This window comes from Nostoc sp. DedSLP03 (assembly GCF_034530815.1).
Lineage (GTDB): Bacteria > Cyanobacteriota > Cyanobacteriia > Cyanobacteriales > Nostocaceae > Nostoc.
In genome coordinates, this window is the sequence record NZ_JAVRCK010000087.1 from 28,604 (window position 1) to 39,595 (window position 10,992).

The following is a 10,992-nucleotide window of genomic DNA, read 5'->3' on the forward strand; positions in this document are numbered from 1 at the left end:
AAGGAGTTCAAAGCCTCATTAAAGGAGTTCAAAGCCTCATTAAAGGAGTTCAAAGACTCATTAATGAGTATCAAAACCTCATTAAAGGAGTTCAAAGACTCATTAAAAGAGTTCAAAGACTCATTAATGGAGTTCAAAGCCTCATTAAAGGAGTTCAAAGCCTCATTAAAGGAGTTCAAAGCCTCATTACAGCAATTTTCATTCACTTAAATCACACTCTCGCCTTCTTCAGTGCGCCTCTGCATGAGATAAAAAACCTTCGCTCCTGTAATTACGAATTACGAATTACGAATTACGAATTACGCATTACGCATTACCCTATCAAGACTTGCACTCACACTTTCAGCATCCGGTGACTCCAATCGCTGCAAAATCTCTAAAGCTGGTTGCAAATAGGATATCGCTTTAGTGTATTCACCCTGCTGTTCTGCCAAATGTCCTAACCACCACAGAGTCATTGCTTGTCCTTGGAAATTACCAATGCGTTCTCTTATTTCCAAAGACTGATTGAAAAGTGCGATCGCTTCATCCACTCCCCCTTTGTTGGCGTAGATTATTCCCAGTTGGTTTAACGTCGCCGCTTTGCCTTGAACATTACCAATGCGTTCTTTTATTTCCAAAGACTGATTGTAGAGTGCGATCGCTTTATCCACATTCCCTTTGTTGGCGTAGATCATTCCCAGACAGTGCAACGTCGCCGCTTTCCCTTGGACATTACCAATGCGTTCATTTATTTCTAAAGACTGATTGTAGAGTGTGATCGCTCGATCCACTTCCCCTTTGTTAGCGTAGATACGTCCCAGTTCGTGCAACGTCGCCGCTTTGCCTTGAACATTACCAATGTCTTCTTCTATTTCCAAAGACTGATTGTAGAGTGCGATCGCTCGATCCACTTCCCCTTTGTCGGCGTAGATATATCCCAGATTGTTCAACGTCGCCGCTTTACCTTGGACATAACCAATGCGTTCTGTTATTTCCAAAGACTGATTGTAAAGTGCGATCGCTCGATCCACTTCCCCTTTGTCGGCGTAGATATATCCCAGATTGTTCAACGTCGCCGCTTTGGTTTGGACATTACCAATGCGTTCTGTTATTTCCAAAGACTGATTGTAGAGTGCGATCGCTTCATCCACATCTCCTTTGTTGGCGTAGATACCTGCCAGTTGGTGCAACGTCGCTGCTTTGGTTTGGACATTACCAATGCGTTCTGTTATTTCCAAAGACTGATTGTAGAGTGCGATCGCTTCATCCACATCCCCTTTGTAAGCGTAGATTATTCCCAGTTCGTGCAGAACGTTGGCTTTTATTCCTGCTAAATTTTCATCTTCTTCAGTTAACTTTAAAGCTTTTAGTAAAAAATCTTCTGCTTTTTTCGCCTCACCAATACTCCTATAAGCTACTCCTAACTCCTTCAAAATATTAATGCGGGTACGTACATCTGTTGATGATTCCATTAACAAGCGTTCAAGTAAATCAATCCGCTCTTGCCTTTCTGGTAAATCTAAACTTCCTAATATTCTCTCGGACTGAATAGTTTTTTCAATAGCCAACTCTTGAGTTGACTCGACTGTTTTAAAATAAAATACTCCTTTTCTCCATGCCCAAAAATCTGGGGCATATTTTGCTAAACGTGTTAGGGCATGATCTGGCAGAAATATCAGTATAGGGTGAGGAACACTATTAGTAAAAGCGTCTCTGACAAAGTTCAAGTCTTGCAATACAGGGGGATATTCTCCAGACAAACCAATAGACTTTTCTAAACCGATCACAATCAAAACTAATTTTTTATCTGGTTCTAAATGAATTTCTTTTAAAGCACAAATAATCTCATCCCTTAAAAAACGCAAATTAGGATCGCCAAAATTGAGAATTTCAAACTGAATATCATGACATTGAGGATGGTTATTGAGAATTTCAATTAAAGTATTTCTATCTTCTGCAAAATTAACAGCAACGAACCCAATCGTTAACTGAGTATCAGCAAAGTCAATAAAGGTTAACAGTTCCGCTAATGACTGCTGATTTATTTGCACAAAAGTTTCTTTTTTTAAATTCAACTCAGGGATTACTTGTGGCTGATTTGACTGCTTCTTGGAAAGCATGGATTTCCCTCACAACTGGATTAACATAATTCCAGCGATTTTTGCCGTTGTACTCAAAAACCCAAAGATTGAACAGCATTAATCTGCCGATTTCATTTTTATAAACATCCTTATTAATATATACCGCAGCCAAAGCAGAATAGTATTCTGTTGATATACTGCGCTCAAAATTAAACTGCTCTTGCTTAATTGCATAAGTGATATCATCCGCAGTAACTTTCTCATGCTCACGAGTTGCTGCTGTAATAAATGCTTTTGATGCTATTTGCATCAATTGGCGGATATGACCGCCGCTTGCTTTGGCTAAATCTACTAATAGCTGACGCGATTCAAATACTGCGTCTACTTCAACTCTTTGTTCAATTAAACTCGTAATTGCTGTTATTCCCTCATCATTATAATCTAGATCGTTTTTGTCTTGTTCAAACTCATATATGTTGACCATCGGCACAATATTGGGTGTGTCGAAAGTGTTAGCCAAATTATTTTCAGAATAGACTATAGAAATTGGCGCTGTATAGATAATCGTACAATGTAGACTTTGTAATTGAAATGCATAATCACAAAATAAATGTTTCGCTACATTTGGAGGAACCCTGTCTAAGTTATCAAATATAATTAAAAATCCTTTTTCATATTCCGGGTATTTTGATTTAAGCTTGATAAAAGCATCACCTAACAACAAATTTATATCTGCTTGTAAACGACCAATATCTTTTTGTAAATTCTGACGAACTGTCTTTCTTTGTTTATCAGCACCTTTAATTTGAGCTTGGATTTTACTCAAGAGCTTTGAAATAAAGGGAATCTTTATACCTGCTTCTGCCTCAGCACCAATACTTACTGACCTTTCAACTGTTTGTTCAGTTTCTTGAGTAATTTCTTTAAACCAAGACTCAAAATTATTTAAAAGTTGTGCATCAAAATTTAATTCCGATGCGTATAGCACATCAGCAACTTTTTTAATAATTACCAAATATAAATCTGTATATTCTGCGTCTAATATATCTAGTTCAGCGTCAGCTTCTATATAAATAACTTTATATTGAGATTCCCATTCTCGCTGAATCTTCCTTAATTCTGTACTTTTACCGCATCCCCGATGTCCAGTAAATAAAAGGCTACAAAATTCGGCAGGTTCCAGAAAACTTAAGCGAGTTTTAATAGTATTAATTGCCTCTGTCTTGCGAACTTTTGATAAATTAACATAATAACGTTCAATGTCTTTATTACTCACTAGAGGAGCTACATCACAAACACGAAAAGCAGCTTTAAGAGTATTAGCACGATTAGCGGGTAAGGAACTCATTAGGTGTTATTTATATTAAGAATTTATATATTACAGCAGCAAAATCTTAAAGCTTCTTGGCGTTAGATAACTTTTAATAATCACTGGCTCTCAACCAGAAGTATTGAAGTGATAGTATGTTCAGGAATACCTGACGTTAGATTACCAACAGAATTGTATAATGTCTCTTGCTCCTTGGCGAGGTGCGATCGCTCATGCACTCTATCGCAACCGCAGCCTTGTTTATGCCCGTTACCTGCAACTAGCAACGCTACAAGCGAATAATCGCCCCGCTAATCGTACCCTAGTCTTTCGCGGCTTCCTAGAAGATACAAACCAGCTAAAATTTATCACCGATAACCGTAGCGCCAAAACCGACCAAATACAGCAACAACCTTGGGCAGAAGTTTGCTGGTATTTCCCCAATACACGAGAACAATTCCGCATCACTGGCTGTTTAACCCTAGTAAGCGGTGATGATTGCGATCAACATCTACAGCCAGCGCGGATCGCTATGTGGCAAGAATTGAGTGATGCGGCGCGTTTACAGTTTGCTTGGCCGCATCCTGGTAAACCCAGAATCCAAGAAACAGGAGCCTTTGAGCCACCAGCACCCGATCCGGTTGAGCCAATGGCTAATTTTTGTCTACTGCTACTAGATCCGGTGCAAGTAGACCATTTAGAATTACGCGGCGAACCACAAAATCGATGGCTTTACCACCGTGATGACCAGCAAGAGTGGTCTAGCCAAGCGATTAATCCTTAAATATTGGAGTAGAGAGGCGATTAATTGCGTCTCTACAAAAGTTAGGAATTGGAAACTGCAAACCTGCATTTATGATTTTTATTCCTCATTCCTCACTCTTAACTTCTCACTTTTTAAATGCCAGCACCATCTAGAAATTCCTGGATGGTCTTATCCTTGAGATTGCACCAGCGAGTATCGTGGGTTGGTTCATCCTCTTTCGTTGCTAAACCACCCAATAAAACAGGAGTTTTGTCTGAAGAATTGTTGCGCTGAAGGGTTTGTATTTGTTCTTCCAACGCTTCAATCCGGTCTACTAAAGCACGAATTACTTGAGCTTCTGAATCTGGTAAGTTATTGTGTTCAAGAGGTGAAACCCTAACTCCAGAACGATACATAATGCGCCCAGGCACACCTACCACAGTACAGTCTGAAGGCACATCTCTTAAAACAACAGAGCCTGCACCAATGCGGACATTATTGCCAATTTGGATATTGCCTAGTACCTTCGCTCCCGCTCCAACTACGACGTTTTCGCCCACAGTAGGATGGCGCTTGCCACATTCTTTACCAGTACCTCCAAGGGTGACACCTTGATAAATTAGAGCATAGTCTCCGACGATCGCAGTTTCACCAATTACTACACCCATGCCGTGGTCAATGAACACACTTTGCCCAATTGTTGCACCAGGGTGGATTTCAATTCCAGTAAAAAACCGAGCCAAGTGGGAAATCAGGCGCGGAATAAAGGGAAGACCAACACTATACAGCCAGTGAGCCAGCCTATGGAATAACAAGGCTTGCAAACCAGGGTAACAAAATAAAACTTCCAACCAGTTACGGGCAGCTGGGTCACGTTCAAATATGATACGAAAGTCAGCACGCAGTATAGATAGCACGAGATAGCACCCTCGGAAAGCACAACAAGCTACTCTCCCATATTATCCTCTCAGGTGTTACACATAAAAATTGGGCATTGGGCATTGGGCATGGAGAAAGGGAAAGGGGTAAGGGGAAAAGGGTAAGGGGAAAAGGGGAAAGATTAAATTTATTCCTTTTCCCTTTAACCTTTAACCTTTTACCCTGCTCCCTGCTCCCTGCTCCTGTGCTCCTCTACTCCTCGATTCACTGCTGCTCCACTTTCAAAGTATAATCACGCTTGATTCCAGGATTAAATGTACCTACCCAAATCCGATAGGTGCCCTTTTTCCAGTTGCGATCGCTAACACTAGCATCTTTACTTTTGCCAGTATCATCGCCGCAACGAATTGTTGTTTTATCTGGCCCTTGGATGATTAAAGTGGTGTCGTTGTTGTTGCTATCAACTTGGATTGTTAGCTCAGGAAAGTCCTTTTCCAAAACCATAATGTGATCTGGTTTGGGATCGGCAAAGCCAATACAGGCTTTTTGATCGCGATCGCGGTTACTTATGGCAGACAATGAGTAAGAACCACCTGTAAACCCCTGTACTGTTCCTTGTGCTGAATCAAAGTTTGTTGATAAATTCAAAGTGGCAAAGTTTGCTGTCTGTGCGATTGCAGGGGTAGCTGCGATCGCGGTAAGTATAGCCAACAGCCAACCGCCGCAAAACTGAAGTCGGGGGCGACAGTATTTCATAGTAGCCCTCCAACAGGCTTTTAAATAAGTAGTGATATATACATATTCTAGTAAAAAAATTCCAGTGAAATTTCAGTTGGTTGTGCCACAATCAAATGTGCCACAGTTGATGTTTTTGAAAGTGGACTGTTAATTGCTTGGTTATTTCTCGATCTAGACAGCAACATCAAATCCCGCCCGTTGATAGCGGGTAATGTTTGCAATCAAGACATTAATTACCAAATGCTACAAAATATATACGTAAATATTATGAGGCAAGAAAGTAGAGAAGGGAAAAGAATTTTTTACCTTCTCTACTTTGAGCTTTTATGAAAATCTCACGAATTATGGAGTTTGAAGAAAACGCCACCTTTAAGCGATCGCGTGTCAGTTCCATAACTACTAACTGTGAGCGATCGCAGGTTGTTAAAAAATGGTTTAGCTAAAACTTCCACTAGTTTGAGAATTGGTACTTGACGCTCTAACAAATTCTGGCTCTTTGTCCAGTCGAGATATACATAACCTTGGTTTGGTAGGGGAATTGCAGCGATACTATCTTTGAAATTAGGATTGTCAATTATGGAATTATCCTTGGTTGTGAGAATTTCATCGATCGTCTCCAAGTCAGACGCGAAAATTTCGTAATTTCCGAAAGTTGTGTGCAATCCCCGCACTTTTGTTTCAATGCTGAAAGATGCTCCTTCTTTGACATCATTTTTTTTTGTCGCCGTGGTTAACTCTGTCCAAGCAGAGATTTTTTGCTGATCTATATTCAGGGTATTGATGCTGAGTTCGTTAGATGAGGCGATCGCATCTAATCGAGCAACACCTTTCTCCACACTCTCGGATTTTTCTACTACAAAAATCCAATGAGGAGTTGTTTGCTCTTTCCCAGGTAACAATCCTATGGCATATTCTCCTTGTACCCAGCTAAAAATATCCTTTGGTAAATTTATACCCCAGCGTTTTTGAACATCCGCCAAAGGTTTTGCTAACCGAGAAACCACATCTTCCTCAGAACCATATATAGTTGCTGTTGCTTGTTTCCAAAGTTTGGCTAAATCGCTGTCAGCCAAGTTACTCAAATTCGAGCCGGAAATTGCTAAACCTGCGGATGCTGGAACATACTGCAATGCTCCCACAGGTTTAGATAACGGTGCAGATGGAGGGACAATTTCCGATGAAGTCAAAATGCTGGTTTCTGCCAGCAATCCTTTGGGATTCAACACTAAAGATATGATTTGACTGTTATAAAGTTGTTCTGGTAACTCTAACCCTTGCCATTTTGCAACGATGGGAAGATTCAAGAAAGCTACAGCTAATCCCCCTTTGAGTCGTTCTTTGGTAGCTTTTTGGTATTCGGGTGAGCTAGTTAAATTCAGATCGGGCGCTTGGACGTTATTGATAGCATCTCGTAGTACTTTCGGATCGTTGGCAAATAAGACGAAGCTTTCACCGACAACAGCACCAGCAAGCAAGTCACGTTCTGGCTGGGAATTGTCAGAAATCAGTTTTACACCTTTATATTGTTCAACAGCTAAATTTGCACCAGCTAAAGCTCGTTTAGAAAACAACAATTCGACAAACTCGCGGCTTTTCTCTGGTTGCTTGGTTGCTAGTGCTAACAGATATCCTGGCTGCTGTCCGTTTTCTGGGTCGCGATCGATATCTAAGGTAGTTATAGCTAATGTAATTTCGTCCCCTAACCAGGGTTGAATGTCTTGTTTGTAATCTATGCCACTCTTGGCGAATAAACTGGTTTTGAGTTTAGATAGTTCTTCTTCGCGCTCCAACGCCTGCAAACGGTCAGGATTAGTCAATAATGAAACCATTGCAGGAGAAAGTTTCGACACGAATATGGCTGCACTAGGCTCAGAGCTAGAAGCAATGAGGTTAGCCGGACTTTTAGCGAAAAACCAGTAAAAGCCTGCGATCGCAATTACTAGCAGGGCGATCGCAAAAGCTACGATAAAACCGATAAATGAACGTTGCCTATTCACATTAAACCTATTAAAAAAGACGATTTACAGCCATTTAAGCAGAAAGCCTAGCAGAATTTATCAGCCTTCTTGAGAATGGATACTCATGCAAAGGCAGAGATTTTCTGTCACCATAAATAGGATTAGGACTGTTTATCGGGAATTCTTTTAGTCAACCCATGAACCAAATTAGTGTAGAAGAACTGGCGCAACGCCTTTCTTCTAGTGATGTAAGTATTCAGCTAGTAGATGTGCGTGAACCAGAAGAATTGGCGATCGCTAGCATCGAAGGCTTTGTAAACCTACCTTTAAGTCAATTTGCTGAATGGGGAGATCGAGTACCTACCCTCTTCAATCCCGAAGCCGAAACCCTGGTATTATGCCACCACGGCATCCGCTCTGCCCAAATGTGCCAGTGGTTGATTGCTCAAGGTTTTACAAATGTGCAAAATATTTCGGGTGGTATTGATGCCTATTCCCAACTAGTAGACCCTTCAATTCCCCAGTATTAGCTTCTGCTCGAATACATAATTCAGATGGAACTTACTCTTCCATCTGAATTTTGCTATGCTAAACATAGAAGTACACCTATTTAGAGGCTGCTGGAAAGTTTGAAATTTGGGCATCACCTACATCTGCATAAAAATGTTGGATTGCTCTAAATTACAGTTCGGTAGTAACCCCTGAAAAAAATACGTATCTAATAATACTGTTGCAAGCAGAAAATTATGCAAAAGTACGGTTAGAAAAAAGTATCGCAAGGGTACATTATAACTAGCAGCTTTTGCAAAAAAAATGAGCTACTAGTTCAACCCTAATCTTAAAAAATGCTTTGTACATAAACTTTAAAAATACTTATCATAATATAATTATATAATTTGATACCTTAATAAATTATTAATATTTTCTGTTTTCGATTAAATCCCCAAATTTCTTGAGAGTTTGATTAAAATTTGCCTTCAGCAAAACATACCATAATGGAAGTTCAGTTAACAAATCGACAACAGCACATACTTTGGGCAACGGTACGTCACTACATTGCTACGGCAGAGCCAGTTGGTTCAAAGGCTTTGGTTGAGGAGTACGACCTGGGTGTAAGCTCGGCGACAATTCGCAATGTCATGGGTGTTTTAGAAAAATCTGGATTGCTCTACCAACCACATACCTCTGCTGGACGCGTACCTTCAGATTCAGGCTATCGCATTTATGTTGACCAGCTAATTACACCTTCTCTGCGTTCGCGCAGCGTGTCGCAAACAGACGCTACGCGTAGCTTGCTTCCACAAAGTGGTATGGAAACTTTAGGGCGAGAAGTAGAGATGGCATTGCAAAAGCAGCTACAGTGGCAAGATCGAAGTTTAGAAACCCTACTGCAAGGAGCTGCGCAGATTTTAGCAACCTTGAGTGGTTGTATTAGCTTGATTACTATGCCGCAAACGACTACAGCGCTATTGCGACATCTGCAATTAGTGCAAATTGAAGCTGGGCGGATCATGCTGATTGTGGTGACTGATGGTTACGAGACACATTCCAAATTGATGGATTTGTCGCCAACACCAGAAGAAACACAACGAGATTCAGAGGTAATCGATCGCGAGTTACAGATTGTTTCTAACTTTTTGAATACCCACTTGCGGGGGCGAAGTCTGTTGGAATTAGCCAACCTCAACTGGAGCGAACTAGATCAAGAATTCCAGCGCTACGGGGAATTTTTGAAAAACTCAGTTGCCGAATTGACTCGTCGCACTCTTGCACCGACTGCAACCCAAATTATGGTTCGGGGTGTATCAGAAGTTTTACGCCAGCCAGAATTTTCCCAGTTACAGCAGGTACAAACGATTATCCACCTGTTGGAAGAAGAACAAGACCAACTGTGGCGATTAATATTTGAGGAACCAGAACCAGAGGATGGTGGTAAACCAAAGGTAACGGTTCGTATTGGCGCAGAAAATCCACTAGAACCGATACGTACCTGCACCTTGATTTCTTCTAACTATCGCCGAGGTTCGATACCTGTAGGAAGTGTGGGAGTTTTGGGGCCAACGCGCCTAGATTATGAAAGTGCGATCGCAGTAGTAGCGTCTGCTGCTGATTATCTCTCAGAAGCCTTCAGTTATTTCAATCCTTAATTAGCGGTTAATCTTTAGGAACAAGCCGCTACGCCTCTAGGGGAGGAAACAATACCATAGCAAGCAGATAGCCGGATTTGTAACGGCAAAATCAATAATTAATACTACTTAAATCTTTCATGCTTAGAAAAATTGCCTTTGGTTTACTGTGGGTGGGATTTGTTGTCTATGCCTTTTTCCTTTCGCCTCCTGAGCAACCTGGTACATTCGAGTTAATTAAAAACCTTTCTATTGGGCAGTGGCAAGGCATAAACCCGTTAGTCATAGCACTATTCAACCTCATGGGCATCTGGCCTCTTATTTACAGCGCAATAGTCTTTATCGATGGTAGAGGACAAAAAATACCTGCTTGGCTGTTTGCTACTGTCTCTTTCGGAGTTGGTGCTTTTGCCTTGTTGCCGTACTTAGCCTTTAGAGAACCAAATAATCAGTTTGTCGGTAAAAAGAATATCTTGCTCAAATTACTAGATTCTCGTGTGACTGGTTTTGTATTGACAGTAGCCACGGTTATTCTAGTTACCTACGGTATAAGAGGTGGAGATTGGGGCAATTTTGTGCAAGAGTGGCAAACTAACCGCTTCATCCATGTGATGAGTTTAGATTTTTGCTTACTCTGTCTATTGTTTCCCGCATTGCTGGGGGATGATATGGCGCGTCGCGGTTGGAAAAATCCGCAGTTGTTCTGGTTAATAGCCTTGATACCGCTATTTGGACCATTGGTTTATTTATCTGTGCGTCCACCCTTACAAGAGGTGGGTATACAGTCCATATCCAAGCAGCCAGCAACGAATTGAAGAATAAAGTGCATTTTTCACAATCCAAAATCGTTCGACTGAGCGACTTGCCTTGAGCGTTCGCGTAGCGTCTCGTAGAGAAGTCGAAAGGAGCCGAAGTTTAAAATCCAAAGTGATATCACCCAAAGTCCCCGCTTTTTCAAAGGTTTGGGGATTTTCTGTGGGTGCGTAAATCCCAAGAGAAAAATTTTTCTGAAAGTACTTTACAAAACGCAATAAATTCTTTAAGATGTGTAACAGGTAGTCAAACCTACCTAATTCATCTGCAAATAATCGCATTTATAAAACAATGACAACAACCATCCAACAGCGCCAAAGCGCCAATGTATGGGATCGATTCTGCGAATGGATCACCAGCA

10 protein-coding genes are annotated in these 10,992 nt (G+C 41.0%); 5 read left to right on the forward strand and 5 right to left on the reverse strand.

Annotated features, from left to right (window positions below; all coding sequences use genetic code 11):
- A partial coding sequence (locus RM368_RS30415; RefSeq protein WP_322697500.1) for a hypothetical protein occupies positions 1-210 on the forward strand: 210 nt, incomplete at its 5' end.
- Between the two features lie 89 nt (positions 211-299).
- On the opposite strand, the gene RM368_RS30420 is transcribed toward RM368_RS30415, so the two are convergent.
- Positions 300-2,102, reverse strand: a complete 1,803-nt coding sequence (locus tag RM368_RS30420; protein WP_322697501.1) for a tetratricopeptide repeat protein — start codon at positions 2,100-2,102, stop codon at positions 300-302.
- A complete protein-coding gene (locus RM368_RS30425; protein ID WP_322697502.1) occupies positions 2,059-3,339 on the reverse strand; it encodes an ATP-binding protein in 1,281 nt (426 codons plus the stop codon). The genes RM368_RS30420 and RM368_RS30425 overlap by 44 nt, the downstream gene beginning before the upstream one ends.
- A 232-nt stretch (positions 3,340-3,571) precedes the next feature.
- Between RM368_RS30425 and RM368_RS30430 the strand changes: the two genes are divergently transcribed.
- Positions 3,572-4,156 (forward strand): Npun_F5749 family FMN-dependent PPOX-type flavoprotein, encoded by a 585-nt coding sequence (locus RM368_RS30430; RefSeq protein WP_322697503.1) that lies wholly within the window; start codon positions 3,572-3,574, stop codon positions 4,154-4,156.
- A 113-nt stretch (positions 4,157-4,269) separates the two neighbouring features.
- Here RM368_RS30430 and cysE read toward each other — a convergent pair whose 3' ends face one another.
- The 3 genes from cysE to RM368_RS30445 form a co-directional block, all read right to left on the reverse strand.
- Positions 4,270-5,034, reverse strand: a complete 765-nt coding sequence (cysE, locus tag RM368_RS30435) for a serine O-acetyltransferase (RefSeq protein ID WP_322697504.1) — start codon at positions 5,032-5,034, stop codon at positions 4,270-4,272.
- A gap of 226 nt (positions 5,035-5,260) precedes the next feature.
- Positions 5,261-5,752, reverse strand: coding sequence for a hypothetical protein (locus RM368_RS30440; RefSeq protein WP_322697505.1), 492 nt, complete (start codon positions 5,750-5,752; stop codon positions 5,261-5,263).
- A gap of 317 nt (positions 5,753-6,069) precedes the next feature.
- Positions 6,070-7,731, reverse strand: coding sequence for a DUF3352 domain-containing protein (locus RM368_RS30445; protein WP_322697506.1), 1,662 nt, complete (start codon positions 7,729-7,731; stop codon positions 6,070-6,072).
- A gap of 158 nt (positions 7,732-7,889) precedes the next feature.
- On the opposite strand from RM368_RS30445, the gene RM368_RS30450 reads away from it, so the two are divergent.
- From RM368_RS30450 to RM368_RS30460, 3 genes are all read left to right on the forward strand, one after another.
- Positions 7,890-8,222 carry a rhodanese-like domain-containing protein gene (locus tag RM368_RS30450; protein ID WP_322697507.1) on the forward strand — a complete coding sequence of 111 codons (333 nt, stop codon included), beginning with the start codon at positions 7,890-7,892 and terminating at the stop codon, positions 8,220-8,222.
- Between the two features lie 465 nt (positions 8,223-8,687).
- A complete protein-coding gene (locus tag RM368_RS30455; RefSeq protein WP_322697508.1) occupies positions 8,688-9,839 on the forward strand; it encodes a heat-inducible transcriptional repressor HrcA in 1,152 nt (383 codons plus the stop codon).
- A 119-nt stretch (positions 9,840-9,958) separates the two neighbouring features.
- On the forward strand, positions 9,959-10,633 hold the full coding sequence (locus tag RM368_RS30460) for a DUF2834 domain-containing protein (protein ID WP_322697509.1): 675 nt from the start codon (positions 9,959-9,961) through the stop codon (positions 10,631-10,633).
- Positions 10,634-10,992 lie beyond the last annotated feature (359 nt).

What these genes read in the sequence shown, in the direction of transcription:
- RM368_RS30420 (WP_322697501.1), bottom strand. Translation starts at nt 2,102, where the DNA reads ATGCTTTCCAAGAAGCAGTCAAATCAGCCACAAGTAATCCCTGAGTTG.
- RM368_RS30430 (WP_322697503.1), top strand. Translation starts at nt 3,572, where the DNA reads ATGTCTCTTGCTCCTTGGCGAGGTGCGATCGCTCATGCACTCTATCGC.
- RM368_RS30440 (WP_322697505.1), bottom strand. Translation starts at nt 5,752, where the DNA reads ATGAAATACTGTCGCCCCCGACTTCAGTTTTGCGGCGGTTGGCTGTTG.
- RM368_RS30450 (WP_322697507.1), top strand. Translation starts at nt 7,890, where the DNA reads ATGAACCAAATTAGTGTAGAAGAACTGGCGCAACGCCTTTCTTCTAGT.
- RM368_RS30455 (WP_322697508.1), top strand. Translation starts at nt 8,688, where the DNA reads ATGGAAGTTCAGTTAACAAATCGACAACAGCACATACTTTGGGCAACG.
- RM368_RS30460 (WP_322697509.1), top strand. Translation starts at nt 9,959, where the DNA reads ATGCTTAGAAAAATTGCCTTTGGTTTACTGTGGGTGGGATTTGTTGTC.